Consider the following 24,795-nt stretch of genomic DNA (forward strand, 5'->3'; position numbering starts at 1 on the left):
GAGAGAATCAGCTTGCGGATGTTGCCGCGTCCTTGATCCAGCGACGCAATTCATCCGCTTCGAGGCAGCCGTAACCGCACAGGCTTTCCAACTTGGCCAGATGCGCCTTGGCTCCGGCAACATTTCCGCGCTCCAGCTTGAGCTCGCCATAATATTCCAGTGCACCGCGATGTTGCGGGGCAATAGTCAACGCCGCCTGATAATAGCTTTCTGCAGCCTCGAAATTTTTCAACTTGCGGTTCGCAAAACCCAAATAGGTCAGAATATCAGGATGCGGCCCGGCGGCCCACAAGGCGTTGTCGAGCTTGGTGATTGCTTCATCATAGCGTTTTTCGTTGATCAGCGCGACGGCCTCCACATATGTCGCGTCGGCCGAAACGGCTTGCGCGAGATATATGTCCGGTCTTACGGGCCCCAATGCTGTTTTGCCTGCGACCAAAGCGGCCTCGACCTGCGCGATTGCATCTTTCAGCTGTTTCTTGTCCCGGCAGCCGGCAGCGCAATTTGTTTCAAGAACTTTCAGCGCGGCGAGTTGTTCATTGGCCTTAGCCGCGGCACCCAGCTTTGCATGGATGATGCCCAGATCGCGCTTGGCATCGATCAGCTTGTCGTCATGCTTAACGGCCAAAGTCATCGGGCCCTTGGCTTTTTTGAAATCGGACAACGCCATATAGCTGGCACCCAGAAGATATTGTGCCTGGGCATTGCGCGGCATTGCGCCAACAACCCGTTTGAACGATTTGACGGCGTCGGCATATTGCCCCGCACGAAATGCGGTTGCGCCTTTTTGATAGTCGACCGCAGGGTCATAAGCAGGTGCCGACTGGCTGGGCGTTCCACCGCCGCCGCCGCCGCCGCCGCCCATAGCAAAAGCAGGAGACAATGCGGCGATCAGCGCCGTCGATGTAATCAGTACAAGTTTACCGTTCGGCATCTTCATGGGAATGATCCTTTTCAAAATTTGTCCGCTATACATAGCACGGCTTTGTTACCCGCGTAAAGTGCGTGCTTGCCCGTTTGCGCAATTTGCTCCATCAAAGATGAACCTAACATTTTTGGCCCGTCGTGCTTCGCAAATTTTTACCCGATCAATTTGTCATACTGCTTTTCGGCACGCTTGTGCTGGCCTGGGTGCTGCCGGTTCCGGTGAAAGACGTGCCGTTGGCGCAGAGCATATCCTTTGCGGGTATATTCTTCCTGTTTTTCCTGCACGGATTGCGTCTGCCGCGTCACGAAGTGGCGCGGGCGATGAAGGGGTGGCAATTGCAGGGACTGATGCTGGCTTTCACCTTTATCCTGATGCCGTTGCTTGGGCTTGGGATATCGACGCTGGCGGCACAGTTTCTGCCGGTCGCATTGGCAAGCGGATTGCTGTACGCCGCGATATTGCCTTCCACGGTGCAATCGGCCGTTAGCTACGCAACGCTGGGCAAAGGTAATATCGCGGCGTCGGTTATCGGCGCGGCGCTCTCCAATCTTTCGGGGATTTTTGCAACGCCGCTGCTGTTTGCATTGATGCTCGGCAGCGCTTCGGGTGTGGTGATCGGCAGCGATATCGTCATCAAGATTATCACGATGTTGCTGTTGCCCTTTATCATGGGACAGGGCGTGCAGAATTGGTTGGGTGCATGGGCAGCGCGACAGAAAACGCTTCTTACCTTTTGTGACCGTAGCGTCATTTTGCTGGCCGTCTATGTCGCCTTTGGTGCGGCGGTAAGCAGCGGATCACTTGAGATAATAAGCCTGTGGTCTTTGGTGTTGCTCGTTCTTTTTGCCGCAATTTTTCTAGGGTTTTCGTTTACCGCAGCCTGGTGTGTCGGCGGGTTGCTGGATCTACCCCGCGCCGACCGGATCAGCCTGTTGTTTACCGGCGCGCACAAAAGTATTGCGATCGGTGCGCCAATGGCAGCCTTGCTGTTTTCGCCCAAAATCGCCGGGCTGATGATTTTGCCGACGATATTGTATCACCAGTTGCAGTTGATTGCGTCTGTCCCGCTGGCCAAGCGTTTGGCCGCGGCGCAGGACGAGGCCGGTGATTGAGCAGGCTCCAGCTAGTCTAACCCTAAAGGCTGCGTAATGCCTGCGCCGGACGTGCCGCCAATATGGGTAGCGAGCCGAGAATTCCCAGCAAAAACGTCAAACCAGCGCCGCCCACCAGCGTTAGCACTAATATCACCGGATCCGGTGCAAAGCTGAAATCAAAGATTTGCACCACCACATACCACGCCGCAGCCAGTCCCAATGCAAGGGACAATATGCCAAGCGTCACAGCCAATATGCCATATTCCAAAGTCTGCGCCCCCAATATCTGGGCCCGTGACGATCCGAGCATTTTCATGATGACGCTGTCATATATCCGCGACTGCCGTGCCGCTGCGATGGCCCCGACCAGAACCGCAATGCCCGCCAAAATCGCAATCGATGCTGCGGCGGCAATGGCTTGCGCCATTTGGGTCAACAAAACCGTAATTTGTGCGGTTACTTCGCCGACTTCGATCAATGATGCCGATGGAAATACAGGCGGGATCGATTTGGCCAAAACGCGCTCAGCCGTTTTCGAAACGGTTACCGTCGCCACCATATTATGAGGTGCGGAGTCCAGGCTGCCCGGTGAAAAGACTATGGCGTAATTCAAGCCGAAATTGTCCCACTTCACCGTTCGTAAAGATGCGATTTTGGCGGGAACCTCCACTCCGAGTAAGCTTATTGTCATGCTGTCACCCACGCCGATACCAAGCGTTTTTGCGACTTCGGCCTCCAGGCTGATGAGCGGCGGGCCTTTGTAATCGGCCGGCCACCATTTCCCGGCGACCACTTCACTGCCTTTGGGCAGATCGGGGCTATAGGTCAGGCCGCGGTCACCGTTCAATATCCACGCGCCATCGGGAAGTTCATCGAGTTGATCGACCCGTTGTCCGGCAAATTCGGTGATCGTTCCGCGCAAAGCCGGGATCATGTTTACGGACGCTGCGGGATCGGCGGTTTTGACCATTTCGGTAAATTGCGCCGCACCATCGCGGGGAATATCGAGAATGAAAAAGCTGGGGGCACGATCGGGTATACTGTTTTTTATTTCGTTGTTGATGCTCGTCTGGATCGCCGCAAGTGTTACAAATAATGTCAATCCAAGGCCCAGAGCGACGACCAACGCCTGAGTCTGTGCGCCGGGCCGGTGCAAGTTCGCAAGTGCCAATCGGGGCAAAGGCGCTTTGGGCCGCGGCACCCGCATTGCAATAACGCGTAACAGCCACGCTATCCCTGTTAACAAAAGCAAAAGACCGAAGGCTGCGCCAACAAAAGCGAGGGAAAATAGCGGTTCGCGCGCGGTTGCCACGGCAATCGCGACAATGGCTGCGATAGAAGCAATGACCCAGATCAGGCTGCGCCTGTCGATACGTGCATCGCCCTCGACAATGGCCCTGAACAGGCCGGCCGCAGGAACAGTCCGCGCGCGCGCAAGTGGCGGCAAGGCGAATGCAACGGCGATCAAAAGACCATAAACCGCGCTGACGACGAGTGGCACCGGATGGAGCGTGTAGCCGGGCGCTACAGGAAGGATGTCGCCGGCAACCCATCCAATCGCCAATGGCAGGACGCTTCCTACGGCAAGTCCGATAAGGATGGCTGCGCCTGCGACGGCCAGAATTTGCAACATATAGATGCGGAAAATGGTGCCGCTGTCAGCACCATTGACCTTTAATGTCGCGATACCCGCCCTTTTGCTGGCGAGATAACTGCCGACGCCATTACCGACACCAATTCCGGCGATCACCAATGCGGCCAACCCGACCAACGTCAGAAATTGGCCCATTCTTTCGATAAAACGCCGCGTTCCCGGCGCTCCGTTTGACCGGTCCGTGATTTCCCATCCCGCCGAAGGAAATTGCGCTTCAAAAGATGTGCTGATCGCTGCAACATCTTGCTCACTGCGAAGTTTGATGCGGTATTTCGATTCATACATGCTCCCGGGCTGGATAAGCCGGGTTTCGGGCAAGGATGCGATATTGATGATGGCGACGGGCCCCAATGTGAAGCCTTCACCCAACCGGTCCGGTTCTTCGGCAATTATGCCTGCGACTTTGAAGCGGGCTTCGCCAAAACGCACGATTTCGCCTGTTTTGATATCGAGCCGATCGGATAATGACGGGCCTATGTAAACTTCGCCTTTGGCGGGTGCGCGTGCTGCTCCTCCTCCTCCATCCTTCAGTCGCAAGGTGCCATAATGTGGATACAGCGTATCGATAGCCTTCAATTCGGCAAGCAAGCTGTCGTTCCCAATTGCCATTGCGCGCATCCGGACTGTTTGGGAAACGGACCCCGCCTTTTGCATGGCAGCCAGTTCTTTTGCGTTGGCCTGCCGCTGGGCGATGCCGACTTCGATGTCGCCCCCCAAAATAGTTTGGCCGCGTCGGGATAGCTCCTCGCCGATTCCAGCCGTCAAACTGCCAATGGCGGCGAGCGTTGCTACACCCAGAAACAGGCAGATCGCCAGCAGGCGCAGCCCCCTGATCTGGGCCGAAAGATCACGTCTTGCGATGCGCCACAGGGCACCCAAGGGAATGTTCACGCTGAACCTTCCACGATATGCCCGTCGTGCATCGCGATCACACGGTCGCATTTGCGCGCCAAATCGGGATCGTGGGTGATGATAAGCAATGTCGCACCCAATGCGGCCCGCCGTTCGAACAGCAAATCGATAATCGATGCCCCCGTCGAACCATCCAGATTGCCGGTTGGTTCGTCCGCGAAAATTATCTTTGGTGATGCTGCCATCGCGCGCGCAATCGCGACACGTTGCTGTTCGCCGCCCGACAGTTGGGACGGATAATGGGTCATGCGATGGCCAAGGCCCACCGCCTGCAATTCGGCAGCCGCGCGCCCGAATGCGTCCTCTATGCCCGCCAGTTCCATAGGGATCGCCACATTTTCAAGCGCAGTCATCGTTGGCAATAAATGGAATGCCTGAAGCACGATGCCAATACGTCCGCGCCTGGCCCGTGCCAGCGCATCTTCGTCCAATTTGGCAAAATCAAGGCCGTCGACGATGACACTGCCACTGCTTGCCTGTTCCAAACCCGCCAGTACCGCCATCAAAGATGATTTGCCTGAACCGGAGGGGCCAAGCAAAGCGACGCTGCTATCATAGGGAACTTCAAGATCGACGCCGCGTAAAATCGATACCTTTGCGTCATTACTGCCAAGGCTAAGCGTGACATTTGTTGCACGGATTGCCATATCAGAGGCCATGTTAATTGGAGCGTGCAAAGGGATGTCCTTATGAACAGAAGTTTTTTTGTATATGGTGCACTATTGGTCGCAATCCAAGGGTTGGCAGCATGCGGGAATAATCCCGTAGAAGAACCTGCCGATATTGAGGTCGCAACCAAGGGGGCAGCAAGCGACAAGTTGGTCGTCGCATTTGGCGATAGCCTCTATGCAGGATATCAACTCGCTCCCCAAGAAGGTCTTGCGCCACAGTTGCAAGCCGCTCTCATCGCCGATGGCATCAAAGCGCGTGTGCACAATGCCGGTGTTTCGGGTGATACAACTGCGGCCGGCAAGAACCGGCTGACCTTTGTTCTGGATAATCTCGATCGCAAACCCGACCTCGTGGTGCTGGGGCTTGGCGGGAATGACATGTTGCGCGGGATCAAGCCGGAACAAACCCGCGCCAATCTGGAGGCTATGTTGGCCGAACTTAAACGGCGTCAAATTCCCGTGGTGCTGACAGGTATGTTGTCAGCGCCCAATTTGGGGGCCGATTATGCCCGTGCGTTCAATCCATTATATCCAGAAATCGCGGCCCAATATGGCGCAAAGCTCTATCCCTTCTTTCTGGAAGGTGTCGTGATGGATAAAAGCATGATGTTACAGGACAATATCCATCCCAATGCCAAAGGTGTTGCGCGCGTTGTCGAAGGATTATCGCCCCTCGTCGAAGCCGAATTGATGAAGAATTGAGCCGCTGTATTAGAAAAATAACACAGCTGGGGACGTAAGTGCTTGAAAAGGTCGGGCACTCGTTCCATCTGTTGCGTATACGAAGGACAGAGGAAACAGACGATGTCGACCGAAACCGTTACCCAGACCGTCAGCGAGTTGAAACTGACCCCGCCCGATCCTGTACCAACAGTCGCACCGCAGCAGGCGATGGGATTGGTACCGGTTACCGATGAACAGAAAACGAAGCTTGAGGAACGGGTTGAAGCCTATGTCGCCGATCTGATCGCGCAGGACGTCAACAGCCCCGAATTCGGCAAACGCGTCGATCAGTTGACCAACATGGGCCGCAAGGAGATCATGGAAGCTTCAGCCCAGTCAAATCGCTTCCTCGATAAACCGATCCGCCGGATGGACGAAGGTTCGGGCGTCGGTGCCGATCTTGCCGAATTGCGCCGCGTGGTCGAAGATCTGGACCCTTCGAAAAAGGGTAATTTGATGACCAAGGACCGGCTGTTCGGTATCATCCCTTGGGGCAGCAAATTACGCAATTATTTCGACAGCTATCAAAGTTCGCAAACCCATATCAGCTCCATTCTTAGCCGTCTTGGCAATGGCAAAGACGAATTGCTGATGGATAACGCGGCGATTGATGTGGAACGCCAAAATCTCTGGGTTGCGATGGGCAAGCTGGAACAGATGATCGTGATGTCCAAGCAGCTGGATGCAAAGCTTGAAGAAAAAGCGGCGGAGCTTGAGCATTCCGATCCGGCCAAATCCCGCGCCATCAAGGAAAGCGCGTTATTCTATGTGCGCCAACGCACGCAGGATTTGCTGACCCAGATGGCGGTGACCGTCCAAGGCTATCTGGCGCTTGATTTGGTCAAGAAAAACAATGTCGAGCTCGTGAAGGGTGTGGATCGGGCATCGACCACCACTGTTGGCGCGCTTCGCACCGCCGTGACGGTGGCGCAAGCGATGACGAACCAGAAACTGGTGCTTGAACAAATTACCGCGCTGAACACGACCACCGCCAATATTATCGATTCCACTGGCCAGTTGTTGCGCGATAATACAGCCCGCATTCATGAACAGGCGGCGGGTGCAACGATCCCGCTGGAAACGCTCAGCCGTGCATTCCAGAATATCTATGACACGATGGATGCCATCGACACGTTCAAGCTGAAGGCGCTAGACAGCATGAAGCAGACGTCGGAAGCATTGGAGCAGGAAGTGCAGAAGTCGAAGGGCTATATTGCGCGCGCCGAAGGGCAGGCACAGGCCCTTCAGTCCACACAGGAAAGCGGACTTCTCGCTTCGTTGGAAAATTGAAAATATTGGGATTTGAATGACCAGCCCCGCTTCCCAGTCCGACGAAATCCTTGAAAGCAGCCGCCGTGCGCTGCGCAACGTGCGTATGCCGCCCATCGGTACAAAATCGATGGCACTTCGGCGCGCGCATTTTTGGGGCAAGGTCAGCAAAGCCGGACTTGCCGTCGGTGCGGTACTAATCGGCGCAGGCATTGTTGGCGCCGTTATTGACGGCATCGGTTTTTGGGGCGTCATGATTACCGGATTGGTCGGGGCTGCGGCGGCCTATGTGCTTCTGCGCTATCCTGCAATGCCGATGCCCACAACAGAAAGTCTGCGGCAGACCGATTTGGGTACTTTGGCGGGAAAAACAGAAATTTGGCTGGAATCGCAACGGCCTGCATTGCCGCCTCCAGCTGTCACCTTGATGCAGGATATCGGCATCCGGCTCGATCAATTGGCACCGCAGCTTCAATCGCTCGACGACAATGACCCTGCGGCACGCGAGGTCCGCAAGTTGGTGGGTGAGCATTTGCCGGAGCTAATCAACGGCTACAAACGGATACCCGACAGCCTGAAGCGCAAGGAACATGGCGGAAAAACACCTGAGCAGCAATTGCTCGACGGGTTGAAGTTGATCGACCGCGAAATCGGGACGATGACTGGCCAGATTTCAAGGGGCGAACTCGATAAGCTGGCGGTGCGTGGGCGCTATCTGGAACTGAAATACGACACCGACGCCGCGCAACAATGACGCAGCGTCGGCGTTAAGGGCAGGGCCTAAAGTTACCCGATGACCTTTGTGGTGTCGGAAATCAACTTGGTCGCTTCGGCTATCGCCTTGTCCTGCTTCATTTTGCCCGAGACAATATCGTCCGCCATTTCCAGCAGCCTTGCGCTTATGATCGTACCGGTTTCGGCTTCCTCCTGAATGCCGATCCCACCTTTTGTTGTGGCGACAATATCCCACGCCGAACGGACTGCAGCCCAATAGTCCTTTGTGGCAGCCCAGTAATCATCGGCCGCTTTAACATTATAGCCGTCATATTTGGTGTAGCTGTTGAGCACATATTCCTGAACCACCGGTGATAACTTACCGTCCTTTGGTCCCATTTTCATATTGTCTTGCCAATGGACCCAGCCATCGGGGGAGGACTGGTGGCGATTGATGGCCAGATAACGGTCGTAAACAGGGTTGCGGACCGCGTCGCGGCGGGCCAGCGGTCGCCATGTCCAGTTGGAGCGCCAACGCCTTACGCCGCCTTGCTCTTCAAACTGGCCCCAGCCGCCATATCGTGGGCTGTCATCAACCTGCCAAACGGTTTGGGACCAGCGCCCGCGCCGCATTCTCTCTGGCACATCGTCCCATTTCCATTGGTGACGATCAGCATAGACCAACACTTTTGCAGGTTCATATTCCCAATCCTGCCGCCAATGTTTGATAATCATGTCACTGCCATCCGCATTGATGACCAGCATATGTTGCAGCACGATTTTTCGGCCGCTGTCCTCGATTACCCGAACGACTTCGTTGCCGCCGGAAATTTTCTTGTCGATCGGGGTATAGCTTGCGTCCCAGCGGGTTGATTCCTGCATGTCGAAACGAACTTTGAAATTTCCCGCCATCGCCAGAATGTCGGTGCGGTCGGCTTCGAATGCCGCTTTTTCATCGGCTACCGCGCGTTCGGCAATTGGTGGGTGCGCCAGCGCGGGGCCGGTGGCGCAGGCCATAACAAACAGGCCGGCATAGAATTTTGATGTACGTATTTTCATAAGCATATTCCTCTGCATATTTTTAGAAACGAAAACTGGCCGAAACACTGCCATTGCGGCCGGGGCGCGTGAATGCGTCGGTCAACGCAGAAGTCGCCGCGAGGCCACGCACGTCTGACCAGACCGCATATTTGCTGTCCAAAATGTTGAAGATTCCGGCGCGGAGTGTGATCGCATCGGTCACCCGGACATGGCCGGTAAAATCCAGCACCGTTGCGGCGTCAGGGCGAAAATCGGCTGGAGCGAGTGATCGCTCTTTTTGGGCATAATGCGTCAGCACCAATTGCCCCCCAAAACGGTTGTCACGGGCACGATAGCCGACCGCAGCCGTCATCGTCAGCGGATCAATCGTGGTCAGCGGCGTGTCTGGCGATCCGGTGCGCGATGCCGTTCCCCGCGCATATGCGGCGGCCACGCGTGCATTCAGTCCCGAAGGTAGATTCAGTTCCAGCTTGCCTTCAATACCATCAACCTCGACTGCACCTATATTGATAAACTGGAACTGGATTGGATCGGCAATTGTTCCAGTCCCGCCCACCTGTTCCTGGCTGATGAAATTATCATAATTCGCCTTGAACGCAGTGATGCTGCCGCTGAGATGATTGGTAATGATCCGGACACCGCCCTCGAACGATTCACTCGTTTCCGGCGCAAGTTCGGGGTTAGGCAATGTCCGGTATGCAAAAAATGGCGATGTCAGATTTTCGAAAAACTGATTCACCTGGCTGGGGGCAGGCGCTTTGAACCCGCGCGTATAATTCCCAAAGAGTCTAACGACTTCGCTAAGACGAAGTACGGCCCCGAATTTTGGAGAAACTTTTGACCCGCTTTGACCCGTCGTTACGAAACTGGCGGGTAATAGAGGGTCGTTGGCGGGCGTTAGCGAATAGCGGTCCCAGCGCAATGAGGGGTAAAGGTTCAAAAATCCATCCGCAATCCCGATCTCGTCGCCGATAAAAACACCGCCCAAGGTAAAGTCGGTTGCGGGAAAGGCACGGGTCGGAAATGTTTCCCCCGATGGGGGGACGGTACCGTCGCGTAGACCTTTTTGACGGGTGATGCTGACATCTGCGCCGAAGACAAGATTGTGTGTCAATGTGCCAGTGATGAAGCGGACCCGACCATCGGTTGCGGCACCGTAAACCTGATTTTCAAATGTGTTGATGCGTGTGCGATCGGCGGCCGGAGTGCGTAGTTCTTCGGTAAATTGCCGGTCGAATGCATCTTGCCAGTAAATGGCAATATGTGCGGCTTCAAAAGCGCCATCGCCCGACCAGCTCCAGTCGCCGGTTATGCGCTTGCGGGCGCCGGTGTCGCGCGCCGTGAGGCTGTCGACGACGGAACCCAAACCATTGCTGCCGCGACCCGACAAAATATCGGCGGTCAACAGCGTGTCGACATATTCCCCCGTCAGGCGGAATTTGTGACCGCCGTCAGGTTCAAAAACCAAGCGGCCGAGGACCGCGTTTGATTGTCCGTCTTGCGGGTTGGGCGATGTCCGCGTTGAGCCTATTCCGCCATTGGTGCCGAGGCTTCCCTGATTCTCCAGCGCGCTAAAATCCCGGCGCGTAAAAGCGATCATGCCCGATAAAATAGCACTCCGCCCCGCGACAATAGCGGTTTCCGCGAATTCATTGTCATCGGAACTATAGCTGGCGCGGATTAGTCCGCCGATAGCGCTATCGCCGCGGATAATGTCGGAAGGGTCGCTGGTGGTAAAACTGACTGCGCCCGACAATCCGTCACTGCCATAAAGTGCCGATGCAGGACCGCGCAATATCTCGACAGATTTGACGAGGCCAATATCGACATAGTCACCGCGTCCTGCGGATTGTGCCCCAAAAGAAAAACCATCGGGAACCCGGACGCCGTCGACTTGGATCAAGACCCGGTTTCCGCCAATGCCACGAATCGTAAAGCCTTCATTCCCGCCACGGCCCGTGGTCGCAAAGGCGGCACTAAATCGTGCCGGTTGTCGGGTTACGGAAACGCCAGGTTCGAACCTGACAAGGTCCTTGATATCAGTTGCCAGTTCATCGGCGATGTCTTCGTCGGATTTGACCGTAACGGTCGCCGGAGCTTCGGAAACAAGCAACGAGGCACGCGTAGCGCTGACCGTGATCTGGTTCTTACGGGCCAGCCAATATTCACCGTCATTATCCTGTGCATGGGCTGCAACTGGCATGACTGATCCGATGAGCGCGAAAGCCAGTATCAATGATTGCGACGCGTAGAGTATGTTGGCCGAACGGAAACGCATGAAAATCCCTTTATTGATAATGCGACTGATTCTTAATAGCAGTGTAATTGAGGAATAATTCGGAAGGCGTCAAGCGGATGTTCTAAAAAGATCCGCGTTCAATTAAATATACTGATGTTTACTATTAGAATATCGGAAGAAGCGCTCATATTTCCGCATTCGGATTGATGCGATGCGTTTGTTTCTGACATAGCCTGAAGCACAAGGGCGGGGTGGATTGCATGAAAACGACGGCACGGGCAGTGGTAATTGGCGGCGGCGTCGTGGGCGTCAGCACATTATACCATCTGGCCAAAATGGGGTGGAGTGATGTTGTCCTGCTGGAACGCAAGGAACTGACATCCGGGTCGACTTGGCACGCAGCGGGTCTGCTGCCGCTGTTCAACCTCAGCTATTCGGTTGGAAAACTTCACCAATATTCGGTCGGGCTTTATCCGAGCCTCGAAGCCGAGACCGGCCTACATGCAGGGTTTTCGCAAGTTACCAACATCCGTCTTGCCACCACGCGCGACCGCATGGACGAATATCATTATTATGCCGGTGTTGCGCGCACGATTGGCGTAAACGTCAACTTCCTCACTCCTGATCAGGTCAAGGACATCTGGCCGCTTGCCGATATGGACGGCGTGATCGGCGCGATCCAGCATCCGGACGATGGCTATATCCAACCCGCCGACCTGACCCAGGCCTTGGCCAAAGGCGCGCGGCAGCGTGGTGCGACCATTTACCGCAACACGACCGTGACCGCGATTACGCAGCAGCCCAATGGTGAATGGCTGGTATCGACAGATCAGGGCGACATAACATGCGAACATGTCGTTTCCTGTTCCGGCAATTTTGCACGGGCGACAGGGGCGATGGTCGGGCTGGATATCCCCGTCATCCCGGTCGAACACCAGTATATTGTAACCGAGCAGCATCCCGATATCATGGCCCGCAAAAAGGCCGGATTGCCCGAGATGGGCGTGCTGCGTGAATCCGATGCCAGCTATTATATGCGGGAGGAAGCAGGCGGCCTGCTTCTTGGCCCTTATGAAGTCGGCGCACCTGCTTGCTATGTCGACGGCCCGGCGGCGAACAGCGAATATGAACTGTTTCCCGACGCTCTCGAACGGCTGGAGCCATATATTTTGGCCGCGATGAAACGAGTTCCTGCCTTTGGCGAAGTCGGAATCAAGAAAGTCTATAATGGCGCAATTGCCTATACGCCCGACGGGTCGCCCATCGTCGGTCCGGCATGGGGCCTCAAAAACTTCTGGCTTAACGAAGGCCATAGTTTCGGGGTCACCGCCGCAGGCGGCGCGGGTTGGCAGCTTGCCCACTGGATTGTCGATGGTGAACCGACCATCGACATGATGGGCGTCGACCCGCGCCGCTTTGGCGATTATGCAGGCCGCGGCTTCCTGATCGAAAAGAACGAAGAAGCTTACGCCAAAGTCTTTACCGTCCACTATCCCGACGAAGAGCGGGACGCCGGACGCGCCTTGCGTCGCACACCTTGCTATGACCGGATGAAAGCTCTGGGTGCGGTCTTTGGCAGCGTTTTTGGCTGGGAACGCCCCAACTGGTTCGCGCCAGAGGGCTATGCCCTGACCGAGGCCGATTTGGACAAGCCGGATGTGCTGTTGAACGATAATCACCCCGTTGTTGCGGGCGAGGCTGTCCGGGAAAAGTGGTCATTCCGCCGGTCCAACTATTTCACACATGTTGGCAATGAATGCCGCCATGTGCATGAAAATGTTGGCATTCAGGATATGAGCGCCTTTGCCAAATGCGAAATTTCAGGGCCAGGCGCGGAGGCATGGCTGGACCAGTTGCTAACCAACGCCGTGCCTAAAAAGGTAGGGCGGGTCTCGCTATCTTATTTGCTGACCGACAAGGGCGGGGTGCGCTGCGAATTCACCGTCTACAAGATGGCGCACCAGCGTTATTATCTGGTTTCGGCGGGCGCTTATGAGCGGCACGACCATGACTATCTGAAAAAAGCGATGCCCAAGGACGGTTCGGTAAGCTTTGAACGGCTCACCACGTCAATGGGCGTGCTGGTGTTGGCGGGTCCTAAGTCGCGCGCACTTTTGCAGAAACTGACCGACGCAAATCTGTCGAACGAAGCCTTTCCCTGGTTGACCGGACAGAAGATCAGCATCGGCCTTGCGCAGGTCGAGGCGCTGCGGGTCAACTTCATTGGCGAACTGGGTTGGGAAATCCATCATCCCATCGAAATGCAAAACTATGTCTTTGACGAATTGATGGCCGCCGGAGCCGAGTTTGACATCAAGCCGTTCGGGATCCGGGCGATGACGTCGATGGCGCTCGAAAAAAGCTACAAACTGATCCCACGCGAACTGTCGGTCGAATATGCCGCCTTTGAGAGCGGATTGGACCGTTTTGTCAGCCTGAAAAAAGCCGGCTTTCACGGGAAAGACGCGTTGCTTGCGTGGCAGGCCAAGGGATTTGCCAATGCTCTGGTCACGATGGAAGTGCACGGCGTGACGGATGCCGATGCACGCGGCTCCGAAGCCATTTATCAGGGCGACGAAATTGTCGGTCGTGCGACCTCCGGTGGCTATGGCTGGCGGGTGGGCAAATCGCTGGCGTTGGCGATGGTGCGGCCGGATCTGGCGGTGGCGGGAATCGAACTGGAGATCGCCATATTGGGCACGCGATACAGCGCCACGATTATTGAAGATTCGCCCTTCGACCCCGAAAACACGGCGCTCAGGAGCTAGGCCAATGGCGCGCTTTAAATCGATACAGGCACTGTTGCAGCAAGACCGGCGGGGGCATACCTTGCCGCGCGAATTATATGTTGGCGAAGACGCTTTCCAGTTCGACACGCAGGTCATGCTGAAATCGGTCTGGCTTTACGCATGCACCGCGGCGCACGTCAAAAATCCTGGCGACTTTTTCGTGTTCGAGATCGGGCATAATGCGATTATCATTGTGCGGGGCCGCGACAATGAAATCCGCGCTTTCTGGAACAGTTGCCGCCACCGTGGCGCGAAAATCTGCGTGGAACAGCGCGGACGGGTGCCAAGGCTCATGTGTCCCTACCATCAATGGACCTATGGCCTTGATGGAAAACTGCTCGCCGCGCGCAGCATGGCAGAGGATTTCGACAAGCAGGATCACGGGTTGAATCCGGTCGCGCTGGAAAATGTCGGCGGGCTGATCTTCATTTGCATGGATGATAATCCACCGTCGATTGAACAGGTTAAGGCCGATATTGAAGATCAGATCGCGATATATGACATCGAACGGCTGAAGGTCGTCGTGCAGGACAATTATATCGAGGACGCCAACTGGAAACTGGTGATGGAGAATAACCGCGAATGCTATCATTGCGACGCGGGGCATCCGGAACTGATCAGCGTGCTCGGCACATATGGCTTTGGCAAAGGCCTGCCCGAAGATGGCGAGGCGGATGTGGTGGATGACGCCGCCTTTGACGCGATGGTAGAGGCCAAGCGGGCGCAGTGGAAGGATCTGGGCGTATTCCACGAACTCATCGAATTTCCCGATGGCTGGTGGCACCGGATGGCGCGGCTGCCGCTGGCCAATGGCGCAGTGACCCAATCCATCGACGGAAAGCTGGCCTGCAAGAAGCTGATCGGACCTTTTACCGAGCCTGAAAGCTCAAGCCTGTCGGTATGGACGCAGCCGAACAGCTGGCATCATTTCTGCTGCGATCATGTCGTTACCTTCTCGCTCACGCCAGTTGCGGCCGACAAGACATTGCTGCGCACCAGCTGGCTCGTGCACGAAGATGCGGTCGAAGGGGTGGACTATGATCCCGATCATATCGCCGCCTTGTGGCGCACAACCAACACACAGGACGGCCATTTTTCGATGCTGAACCATCAGGGAATCAGCTCCGATGGCTATCAACAGGGACCCTATGCGGTCGAGGAAAAGCTGGTCGAGGATTTCAAGGATTTCTATGTGTCGCGTTCAAAAGCCGCGCTGGAGCAGGTGAAGGCATGACCCGTTTCAGTGCCTTCAGCCTATTTGCCAAAGCCTTGGGCGCGCACAAGGATTGGCCCGAACAATGGCCCGACGCAGCGCCTAAAGCAGCCTATGATGCGATCATTGTCGGGGGAGGCGGGCATGGCCTTGGCGCGGCTTATTATCTCGCCAAGAAATATGGCATCACCAATGTGGCGGTGCTGGAAAAGGGATGGATTGGCGGCGGCAATACCGGCCGCAATACGACGATCATCCGGTCCAACTATCTCTATGACGAAAGCGCGCATCTCTATGACCATGCGGTCAAGCTGTGGGACGGGCTTAGCCAGGAACTGAATTACAACACCATGTATTCCAAGCGCGGCGTGATGATGCTGGCGCATAATGTGCACGATATCCAAAGCTTCAAACGGCATATCCATGCGAATCGGCTGAACGGGGTCGATAATGAATGGCTGACCCCAGAAGAAGCCAAAGCCTATTGCCCCCCTCTCAATATCGCCGCCGATGCCCGCTATCCGGTGCTGGGCGCCGCGTTGCAACGTCGCGGCGGAACGGCGCGGCACGATACGGTGGCGTGGGGATATGCACGTGCAGCGGCGGCGCTTGGGGTGGATATCATCCAGAATTGCGCTGTAACCGGTATCCGCCGGGGTGCCGACGGCGCAATTGAGGGCGTGGAAACAACGCGCGGCTATATCGCATCGAAACGGGTAGGCGTGTCTGCAGCAGGCAATACGTCTGTGGTCATGCAAATGGCTGGCCTCGATTTCCCGCTCGAAAGCTATCCCCTGCAAGCATTGGTTTCCGAACCAATCAAGCCGACATTCCCGTGCGTGGTCATGTCGAACACGGTCCATGCCTATATGAGCCAGTCGGACAAGGGCGAGCTGGTGATCGGTGCGGGGACCGATCAATATGTCAGCTATTCGCAACGCGGTGCGCTGCATATTGTCGAGCATACTCTGGCCGCGATTTGCGAGATTTTCCCCATTTACCGGCGGGTGCGGATGTTGCGAACATGGGGCGGGATCGTCGATGTGACGCCCGACCGGTCACCCATATTGGGCAAGACACCGGTCAAGGGTCTCTATGTGAATTGCGGATGGGGCACAGGCGGGTTCAAGGCGACGCCGGGGGCGGGGGACTTGCTGGCCTATACCATGGCAAAGGACGAACCGCACCGGATCAACGCGCCATTCAATCTCGACCGGTTCCGCAACGGGCGGTTGATTGACGAAGCGGCAGCAGCGGCGGTGGCACACTGATGATCCTGATCCATTGCCCCTATTGCGACGAACAACGTCCCGAAATCGAATTTGCCTATGCGGGCCAAGCGCATATTGCCCGTCCCGCAGACCCCGACAGCTATAGCGATGAAGAATGGGAACATTTCCTGTTCATCCGCGCCAACCCGCGCGGGCGGCATCATGAACGCTGGCGGCATAGCCATGGCTGTGGGCGCTTTTTCAATGCAGTGCGCGACACCGTGACGGACAAGTTCGAAACAACCTACAAGGCAGGGGAGCCCCGCAAATGAGCGGCTATCGTTTACCTGCAGGTGGCCGTGTCGATCGCAGCAAGCCGGTCGCGTTCGAATTTGACGGAAAGCGCTATCAGGGCTTTGCCGGCGATACATTGGCGTCGGCCTTGCTGGCAAACGGCGTCTCGCTCTTTGGCCGCTCGTTCAAATATCATCGGCCACGCGGGCTATTGGCGGCCGGCAGCGAGGAGCCTAATGCGCTGGTTTCGGTCCATCGCGGGCCGGGGCGTTTTACTCCCAATTTGCGCGCGACCAATGTGGAAATTCATGATGGGCTGAATGCGAGCAGCCAGAACCGCTGGCCATCGCTGAAGACCGATTTTGGCGCGATCAATGACCGGCTGGGCATGTTCTTTCCCGCTGGTTTCTACAACAAGACCTTCATGTGGCCCCGTTCATTCTGGGACCGGCTTTATGAGCCTGCCATCCGCAAAATGGCGGGATTGGGCGATGCACCGACCGAGGTTGATCCCGATACCTATGCCGCGATCTATGCGCATTGCGATCTGCTGATTGTCGGCGCAGGGCCCGCAGGTCTGGACGCCGCGCTGGAGGCATCGGGTACCGGAAAACGTGTTATCCTGATCGACGAACAGGATGAAGCTGGCGGCGGGGCCTTGGCCGATCCGGCTTTATGGCCCTGGCTGGACCGCAGCATGAAGGCGTTGAACGCCGCCGCCAATGTGACGGTCCTGACGCGGACGACGGCCTTTGGTTATTATCACGACAATTTCGTCGGGGCTGTCCAGAGGCTGACGGACCATCTGCCCGAAAATTCGGAAGCCCCGCGCGAAAAATTGTGGCGCATCCGGGCGGGCGAAGTGCTGCTGGCACAAGGGGCGATTGAAAGGCCGCTGGTGTTCGACGGCAATGATACCCCCGGCGTCATGCTGTCATCGGCGACCAGAATATTCGCCAACCGTTATGGCGTCGCCGTCGGCAAATCGCTTGCCCTTATGGCCGTGCACAATAGCGGCTGGAACGATGTTTTCGCTTTGAAAAAGGCCGGTGTAGGCATTGCGGCGATTATCGATGCGCGCGATGCGGTCGACGAAAGCTTGCTGGCAGAAGCAGTCGCGCTGGGCATCGCTGTCCATCTCAACCACAGCGTGATTGGCGTCAAAGGTAGGCATCAGGTCACTTCCATCGAGATTTGCGCCAATAGCGGCGACGTCCGCCGCAGCATCCTTTGCGACACGCTGTTAATGGCAGGCGGTTGGACACCAAGTGTCCATCTCTGGTCGCACAGCAAGGGCAGCCTCAAATGGCGCGACGATCTGGGCGCTTATGTGCCGGATCAGCCCAACGAAAATTGCCGCAGCATCGGGGCCTGCTCGGGCGATTGGGATTTCGGCAAAGGCGCTGTGTTTGATGTGTTGCCGACGCCAAAGGATCAGGCGCGGATCAAGGCCTTTGTCGATTTTCAGAATGATGTGACCGCAAAGGATATCAACCTCGCGGTGCGCGAAGGCTTCCGGTCGATCGAGCATATCAAGCGCTATACGACCAACGGCATGGCCACCGATCAGGGGAAGACGTCGAACCTGAACGGCCTGCAAATCGCCTCGACCGCTTTGGCGAAAGCGGTCCCCGACATCGGCCTTACGACGTTCCGTCCGCCTTACACGCCGCAGACCTTTGGGGCGTTGGCGGGCCATGCGAAAGGCGCGTTGTTCCAGGCGACGCGTACCACCAATATCGACGGTTGGGCCGAAGAAAATGGTGCGATTTTCGAACTGGTCGCGCAATGGCGCCGGGCGCGTTACTTCCCGAAATTCGGCGAAGACATGCACACAGCCGTTAATCGCGAATGCCGCGCGGTGCGCAGTAGCGTCGGCATATTCGACGCATCGACCTTGGGCAAAATCGAAGTCGTTGGCCCGGATGCTGCCGAGTTTTTGAACCGCATGTACACCAATCCGTGGAAGGCGCTTGAGCCGGGGCGTTGCCGCTATGGCTTATTGCTCAAGGAAGATGGCTTCATCACCGATGATGGCGTTTCCGCGCGGCTGGCACCCGACCGGTTCCACCTGACCACGACAACGGGCGGTGCGGCCCGTGTGCTGAACATGATGGAGGATTATCTCCAGACCGAATGGCCTGACCTCAACGTCTGGCTGACGAGCACGACCGAGCAATATGCGGTCATCGCGCTGCAGGGACCCAACGCTCGCAAGCTGCTGGAGCCGCTGGTGGAGGGCATTGACCTGTCGGCAGAGGCATTCCCGCACATGGCGATCCGCGAGGGCCTGATTTGCGGTATTCCCACACGCCTGTTCCGCGTCAGCTTCACCGGCGAACTGGGTTTCGAGATCAATGTCCCCACCGCCTATGGCCGCGCCCTTTGGGAACATTTGATGACCGAAGGTGCGGACTATGGAATTACGCCTTATGGCACCGAAACGATGCACGTCTTGCGCGCCGAAAAAGGCTTCATCATTGTCGGGCAGGATACAGACGGCACGGTTACGCCTTATGATGCCGGTCTCGACTGGGCTGTCGGTAAGAAGAAGCCGGACTTTGTCGGGCGGCGCTCACTTGCACGGCCGGATATTGTAGCCGCTGGCCGCAGGCAGTTGGTCGGTTTGCTTACCGAAGACCCCAAGTTGGTGTTGGAGGAAGGCGCGCAGATTGTGGCGGATCCAAACCAGCCCGTCCCAATGACCATGATCGGTCACGTCACCTCCTCCTATTGGAGCGAAACGCTCGGGCGTTCGATTGCCATGGCGCTGGTTGCAAATGGTCATGCCATGACGGGTGAGACAATATATGTTCCCATGCCTGACGGCACGCAAAAGGCGACTATAGCTTCGATGGTCTTTTACGATCCGGAAGGAGCGCGTCTGCATGTCTGACACTCTCACGCGCGTTGAGCCCGTGCCATCTGCACCCTATGTCGGGGAAGGCATATCCATTTCTCTGGCCGCACCCATGATGCGTTATTCACTGCGCGCGCGTCATCCGCAGGCGCTTGAAACTCTGCTCGGGATCAAGGTGCCCAAGAAGATAGGCGCGACGGAAGAGGGGATTGCGTGCCTTGGACCCGATGAATGGTTGCTGCGCGCGCCAATAGGTTCCAAGATAGTCGGCGGCCCAGGGTTGCCTGTGTCGATAGTCGACATCAGCGAACGGGCGATCTGTCTTGTGGTGGAGGGACCACGTTGTGGGGAAATATTGAACGCAGGATGCCCGCTTGATCTGGATAAATTTGCGGTCGGACGGGCGACGCGGACGATATTTGAAACCGTCGAAATCGTGCTGCTTCGGTTGGCAGAGGACCGGTTCCATGTCGAAGTCTGGCGCAGCTTCGCGCCATGGATGTGGACCGCACTGACGACAGCGGCGCATCATTAGCATCAAGTCGGTATCAAAGGGGGCGCATATTGGCGGATTGGGATAAAGCGATAGATCTGGGGGATTACGGCAAATCGAACCGTAATTGGCTAGGTATGCACATCAACCCTGCAGTGTTCCTGCCCACCGCCTTTATCTCGCTCGTCGTCATAATATTCAGTCTTGTCGCGCCACAGGCTTCGGCGGATTTTTTCTCGGCATTGCGGAGCGGAGCGGTGGCTCATTTCGACTGGTTCTTCATGTCCGCGGGAAATGTGCTCCTGCTGTTCTGCGTGATCGTGGCGCTTTCTCCGCTCGGGAATATAAGGCTGGGCGGTAAGGGCGCTAAGCCTGACTATTCCCGGCTGTCCTGGTTCGCGATGCTCTTTGGCGCCGGGATGGGTATTGGCCTCGTCTTCTACGGCGTGGGTGAGCCGGTGACCCACTTTACGACATCGATGGCGGGCGGATCAGGCGCACCTTTGGGCGGCGCGACGGGTGACGCAGCGGCATCGCGAGGGCTGGCGATGGCGGCCACGATATTCGACTGGGGGCTCCATCCATGGGCGATCTTCACGGTCACAGGTCTGGCGCTGGCGGTGTTCAGTTTCGACTATAAAATGCCACTCTCGATGCGGTCGGCATTCTACCCCCTATTTGGCAAAGCTGTATGGGGCAGGGCCGGGGATGTGATCGAGATATTGGCAGTGCTGGCCACCATATTCGGCCTCGCCACTTCCTTGGGTTTAGGGGCGCAACAGGCGATGGCTGGGATCAGCTATCTCTTTGGTGTGGCGAGTTCCTCGACGACTATATTGATGCTGATTGCCGTCATGGCTGCCGTGACCTTCTTGTCCGTTCGGGGCGGTATTGACCGGGGCATTCGCATCTTGAGCGAGGTCAATATGTGGGTCGCTTTTGCATTGCTGGTCTTTGTCCTGTCGACGGGGTCCACGCTGCAATTGCTCGGCGATCTCGGACGCAATATTGTCACCTATCTTAGCCTTCTGCCTGCGCTCTCCAACCCGGTCGGGCGCACCGATACGGGTTTTTATAACGACTGGTCGGTCTATTATTGGGCATGGTGGATCAGTTGGGCGCCCTTTGTCGGCATGTTCATGGCCCGCATTTCGCTCGGCCGCACTGTCCGTGAGTTCATTGCAGGGGCCATGATTGCGCCGACATTGCTGGGCATCATCTGGTTGACCATTTTTGGCGACGCCAGCATTGCGCATATTGTGGCAGGGAACGGCGCGGAATTGATGAAGGCATCACTGGATACGCAGCTGTTCGTCCTGCTCGCATCTCTGCCCTGGGCGCAATTTACCTCGGTCGTCGCGATTGCGCTGATCCTGATCTTCTTCGTCACCGGATGGGATTCGGGCACTCTGGTGATTGACACAATGACGTCGGGCGGGCGCACCGACACGCCGCTGCGTCAGAAGGCAATCTGGCTGTTTGCCGTAGGCGGTATCGGCATCGTCCTGCTGCTCAGCGGGGGCCTGACGTCGTTACAGGCGGGTGCCATCGCCACGGGCTTGCCGCTTGCAGGAGTCTTGCTTTTGATGTGCGCCGGGACGTTGAAGGGCCTGATCGCCTTGCACCATCTGCCGGCGCAATCCGGAACCATAGAATCTCTCGATGGCTGAGCATTATGACTTCATTATCGTCGGCGCAGGTTCGGCGGGATGCGTGCTGGCCGACCGATTGAGCGCCGATGGCCAAAACCGGGTGCTGGTGCTGGAATATGGCGGGTCGGACCGGTCTGTCTTTATCCAGATGCCGAGCGCGCTTTCGATCCCGATGAACACGCGCAAATATAATTGGCAATATGAAAGCGAGCCGGAACCCCATTTGAACGGACGCCGGATGCACGCGCCGCGTGGCAAAGGGCTTGGCGGGTCGTCGTCGATAAACGGCCTTGTCTATGTTCGTGGCAATCCACTCGATTTCGAACTTTGGCATGACCAGGGCGCGCAGGGTTGGGGCTATGCCAATGTTCTTCCCTATTTCAAGCGGGCCGAGCGACGCGATGAAGGTGGTGATAGCTACAGGGGCGGGGACGGTCCGCTCGACACGCGCTTCGGACCGATGCGCAATCCGCTGTATCAGGCGTGGATCGATGCCGCGGTGCAGGCAGGCTATCCCGTCACATCCGACATAAATGGCGAGCAGCAGGAAGGCTTTGGCCGGATGGATATGACCGTGCGCGACGGCGCGCGGTGCAGTGCCGCCAAGGCCTATTTGCGACCGGCGATGAAGCGCCCCAATCTGACCGTCGTCACCCACGCCATGGCCGAACAGATAGTTATGGAGGGGCGCAAGGCCGTCGGCATCCTCTATCAGCGGGCAGGGCAGACGCATGTTGCCTACGCCAGTCGCGAAGTCATATTGTCGGGCGGTCCGATAAATTCGCCCCAATTGCTGATGCTGTCGGGAATAGGGCCAGCTGCAGAACTTCGCCGTCACGGCATTGAAATCGTCGCCGACCGTCCCGGTGTCGGGGCAAATCTGCAGGATCATCTGGAATTTTATTTTCAGGTTGCCTGTAAAAGGCCGGTGTCGCTTTACCCCTATATGAACTGGTTTGCCAAAGGGCTGATCGGGGCCCAATGGCTTTTGACGCGCAAGGGGTTGGGGGCGACCAACCATTTTGAAAGCTGCGGATTTATCCGGAGCCGTGCGGGTATCAAATATCCCGATATCCAATATCATTTCTTCCCGCTTGCGGTACGCTATGATGGCAAATCCATGGTCGAGGGGCATGGATTTCAGGCACATGTCAGCCCCATGCGCTCCAAAAGCCGGGGAAGCATCACATTGCGGTCGGGGGATGCGAAGGACAAGCCGGTTATCCGCTTCAACTATATGAGCCACCCCGATGACTGGGCCGAAATGCGCGCAGGTGTCCGATTGACGCGCGAGATTTTTGCCCAGTCTGCGTTCGATCCCTTTCGCGGCGAAGAAATCGCACCCGGCGCAGATGTTGTTTCGGATGATGAGATTGATGCCTTTATCCGTGATAAAATCGAAAGCGGCTATCATCCGTGCGGGACATGCAAGATCGGGGACGCCGCTGATCCGATGGCTGTCGTGGATAACGAATTGCGGGTCATCGGTGTCGATGGACTACGTGTTGTCGATAGCTCGGTCATGCCATCGATCACCACCGGTAATCTGAATGCCCCGACTATCATGATTGGTGAAAAAGGTGCGGATCATATTTTGGGCAAACCGCTCCTCGCCCCATCAAACGCACCCTATTATGTCGCCGACAATTGGGAAACGGCCCAGAGATGAGGCGTGTCATTCATGAGCCTGCGCGCCAGATTGACGTTATTCGCGATACCGATGTGCTGGTTGTCGGCTCAGGCCCCGGCGGACTTGCCGCGGCTTTGGCATCGGCGCGGGCGGGTGTCGAAACGATCTTGCTCGAACGCTATGGATGTTTTGGCGGCAACATAACGCAGGTCGGTGTCGAAGGCTTCGCCTGGTACCGGCATCCGCAAACGATCGACAGCGAAGGTATTGGCCGCGAATTTGAAGAGCGCGCCAAGCTCATGGGTGCGGCGATGCCCGAGCCGCAATCGATCAGCCACAGTTTGGACGCCGAAAGCTTCAAATATGTGGCCGACACGCTGGTCGAAGAGGCCGGGGTAATCCCGATGCTGCACCGCCTCTTCGTCGCCCCCATCATGGAAGGCGATACGATCAAGGGTGTGATCGTTGAGAGTAAAGCAGGTCGTGAGGCGATACTCGCCAAACGGGTTGTCGATGCGACGGGCGATGCCGACATCGCCTATCGCGCCGGTGCCCCGACACACAAGCATCCGGTGGACGAGATGATGTCGGTGTCCGTCATGTTTTCAATGTGCGGTGTAAACAAGACGCGCTTCATCGATGCGGTCAAATCGGACCCGCAGACCTATAGCGACTGGGCAGTAGGCGGCGAGTGGGAGGTGACGACATCGGGAAAAGAAGACGCGATGTTCTCCCCATTCTTGCGTAAGCCTTTTCAAAAAGCGCTTGAGGCCGGGCTAATTCCGGACAGCGTCAGTACCATGGCAGGCACTTGGGGGACGGTATCGGACCAAGGGGATCTGACTTATTTGAACATGTGCCACCTCTATCTCGACGGGACCGATCCGGACGCCCTGACCCATGGGGAAATGGAAGGGCGGAAACAGGCAATGCACGCCGTAAATGCACTGAAGGCGTTCATGCCGGGGTGCGAGGATGCAAAGCTCCGCAATTTCGGGATGACCTTGGGTATCCGCGATACGCGCAAGATCGATGCCGCTTATAATATGACGGCAGCCGATGTGATGGAGCAAGGGCGTTTTGACGACAGCATCGGGATTTTCCCTGAATTTATTGATGGCTACGGATATCTGATATTGCCGACCACAGGCCGATATTTCCAGGTGCCTTACCGCGCTATGTTGCCAACGGGCATCAAAAATCTGATCGTTACGGGGCGGACAATTGGCGGCGACAAGACAAGCCATGCCGCCGTGCGGAATATGATGTGCTGCGCTGTGGCAGGGCAAGGTGCGGGAATTGCAGCGGCTGTGGGGGTCAAAACTGATCGTAATTTCACTGAAATCGATATTGCGGTCGTTCAAAAGGAATTGATCCGGCAAGGCGCACGATTGAAATAGGGGTTATT

The 24,795-nt window shown here is 56.7% G+C and carries 18 protein-coding genes; 13 read left to right on the forward strand and 5 right to left on the reverse strand.

Annotated features, from left to right (window positions below):
* Positions 1 to 7: 7 nt before the first annotated feature.
* Complete coding sequence (locus ACKVOS_RS00270; protein ID WP_409210016.1) at positions 8 to 940, reverse strand: tetratricopeptide repeat protein; 933 nt, start codon at positions 938 to 940, stop codon at positions 8 to 10.
* 125 nt (positions 941 to 1,065) lie between these two features.
* Between ACKVOS_RS00270 and ACKVOS_RS00275 the strand changes: the two genes are divergently transcribed.
* On the forward strand, positions 1,066 to 2,040 hold the full coding sequence (locus tag ACKVOS_RS00275) for a bile acid:sodium symporter family protein (RefSeq protein ID WP_409210017.1): 975 nt from the start codon (positions 1,066 to 1,068) through the stop codon (positions 2,038 to 2,040).
* Between the two features lie 22 nt (positions 2,041 to 2,062).
* Here ACKVOS_RS00275 and ACKVOS_RS00280 read toward each other — a convergent pair whose 3' ends face one another.
* A complete protein-coding gene (locus ACKVOS_RS00280) occupies positions 2,063 to 4,618 on the reverse strand; it encodes an ABC transporter permease (RefSeq protein ID WP_409210018.1) in 2,556 nt (851 codons plus the stop codon).
* Positions 4,564 to 5,235, reverse strand: coding sequence for an ABC transporter ATP-binding protein (locus tag ACKVOS_RS00285; RefSeq protein WP_409210019.1), 672 nt, complete (start codon positions 5,233 to 5,235; stop codon positions 4,564 to 4,566). The genes ACKVOS_RS00280 and ACKVOS_RS00285 overlap by 55 nt, the downstream gene beginning before the upstream one ends.
* Positions 5,236 to 5,277: 42 nt before the next feature.
* On the opposite strand from ACKVOS_RS00285, the gene ACKVOS_RS00290 reads away from it, so the two are divergent.
* The 3 genes from ACKVOS_RS00290 to ACKVOS_RS00300 all read left to right on the forward strand — a co-directional run bounded on the left by ACKVOS_RS00290 (position 5,278) and on the right by ACKVOS_RS00300 (position 8,005).
* Positions 5,278 to 5,961 (forward strand): arylesterase, encoded by a 684-nt coding sequence (locus tag ACKVOS_RS00290; protein WP_409210020.1) that lies wholly within the window; start codon positions 5,278 to 5,280, stop codon positions 5,959 to 5,961.
* Between the two features lie 102 nt (positions 5,962 to 6,063).
* Complete coding sequence (locus ACKVOS_RS00295) at positions 6,064 to 7,272, forward strand: toxic anion resistance protein (protein WP_409210021.1); 1,209 nt, start codon at positions 6,064 to 6,066, stop codon at positions 7,270 to 7,272.
* A 16-nt stretch (positions 7,273 to 7,288) separates the two neighbouring features.
* The gene (locus ACKVOS_RS00300; RefSeq protein WP_409210022.1) at positions 7,289 to 8,005 is read left to right on the forward strand and encodes a hypothetical protein; all 717 of its coding nucleotides are present in this window, start codon (positions 7,289 to 7,291) and stop codon (positions 8,003 to 8,005) included.
* A gap of 32 nt (positions 8,006 to 8,037) precedes the next feature.
* On the opposite strand, the gene ACKVOS_RS00305 is transcribed toward ACKVOS_RS00300, so the two are convergent.
* Together ACKVOS_RS00305 and ACKVOS_RS00310 are read right to left on the reverse strand one after the other, a co-directional pair.
* The gene (locus tag ACKVOS_RS00305; protein WP_409210023.1) at positions 8,038 to 9,024 is read right to left on the reverse strand and encodes a DUF6607 family protein; all 987 of its coding nucleotides are present in this window, start codon (positions 9,022 to 9,024) and stop codon (positions 8,038 to 8,040) included.
* A 22-nt stretch (positions 9,025 to 9,046) separates the two neighbouring features.
* Positions 9,047 to 11,284, reverse strand: a complete 2,238-nt coding sequence (locus ACKVOS_RS00310; RefSeq protein WP_409210024.1) for a TonB-dependent hemoglobin/transferrin/lactoferrin family receptor — start codon at positions 11,282 to 11,284, stop codon at positions 9,047 to 9,049.
* Positions 11,285 to 11,505: 221 nt separating this feature from the next.
* Here ACKVOS_RS00310 and ACKVOS_RS00315 point away from each other — a divergent pair, with 221 nt between their 5' ends.
* The 9 genes from ACKVOS_RS00315 to ACKVOS_RS00355 are packed head-to-tail and all read left to right on the forward strand — an operon-like array spanning position 11,506 to position 24,787.
* Positions 11,506 to 14,013 (forward strand): FAD-dependent oxidoreductase, encoded by a 2,508-nt coding sequence (locus ACKVOS_RS00315; RefSeq protein WP_409210025.1) that lies wholly within the window; start codon positions 11,506 to 11,508, stop codon positions 14,011 to 14,013.
* A gap of 4 nt (positions 14,014 to 14,017) precedes the next feature.
* Positions 14,018 to 15,268 (forward strand): aromatic ring-hydroxylating oxygenase subunit alpha, encoded by a 1,251-nt coding sequence (locus ACKVOS_RS00320; protein WP_409210026.1) that lies wholly within the window; start codon positions 14,018 to 14,020, stop codon positions 15,266 to 15,268.
* On the forward strand, positions 15,265 to 16,518 hold the full coding sequence (locus ACKVOS_RS00325; protein ID WP_409210027.1) for a sarcosine oxidase subunit beta family protein: 1,254 nt from the start codon (positions 15,265 to 15,267) through the stop codon (positions 16,516 to 16,518). Before ACKVOS_RS00320 ends, ACKVOS_RS00325 begins: the two co-directional genes overlap by 4 nt.
* Positions 16,518 to 16,790 (forward strand): sarcosine oxidase subunit delta, encoded by a 273-nt coding sequence (locus ACKVOS_RS00330; RefSeq protein WP_158897877.1) that lies wholly within the window; start codon positions 16,518 to 16,520, stop codon positions 16,788 to 16,790. Before ACKVOS_RS00325 ends, ACKVOS_RS00330 begins: the two co-directional genes overlap by 1 nt.
* Entirely contained in the window at positions 16,787 to 19,648 is a 2,862-nt protein-coding gene (locus ACKVOS_RS00335) for a sarcosine oxidase subunit alpha (RefSeq protein ID WP_409210028.1), read from the forward strand. Before ACKVOS_RS00330 ends, ACKVOS_RS00335 begins: the two co-directional genes overlap by 4 nt.
* Positions 19,641 to 20,147, forward strand: a complete 507-nt coding sequence (locus ACKVOS_RS00340; protein ID WP_409210029.1) for a sarcosine oxidase subunit gamma — start codon at positions 19,641 to 19,643, stop codon at positions 20,145 to 20,147. Before ACKVOS_RS00335 ends, ACKVOS_RS00340 begins: the two co-directional genes overlap by 8 nt.
* Positions 20,148 to 20,176: 29 nt before the next feature.
* Entirely contained in the window at positions 20,177 to 21,775 is a 1,599-nt protein-coding gene (locus ACKVOS_RS00345; RefSeq protein ID WP_409210030.1) for a BCCT family transporter, read from the forward strand.
* Positions 21,768 to 23,426, forward strand: a complete 1,659-nt coding sequence (gene betA / locus ACKVOS_RS00350; RefSeq protein WP_409210031.1) for a choline dehydrogenase — start codon at positions 21,768 to 21,770, stop codon at positions 23,424 to 23,426. The genes ACKVOS_RS00345 and betA overlap by 8 nt, the downstream gene beginning before the upstream one ends.
* Positions 23,423 to 24,787 (forward strand): FAD-dependent oxidoreductase, encoded by a 1,365-nt coding sequence (locus tag ACKVOS_RS00355; RefSeq protein WP_409210032.1) that lies wholly within the window; start codon positions 23,423 to 23,425, stop codon positions 24,785 to 24,787. The genes betA and ACKVOS_RS00355 overlap by 4 nt, the downstream gene beginning before the upstream one ends.
* Positions 24,788 to 24,795 lie beyond the last annotated feature (8 nt).

The organism is Sphingorhabdus sp., from assembly GCF_046154385.1.
Lineage (GTDB): Bacteria > Pseudomonadota > Alphaproteobacteria > Sphingomonadales > Sphingomonadaceae > Sphingorhabdus_B.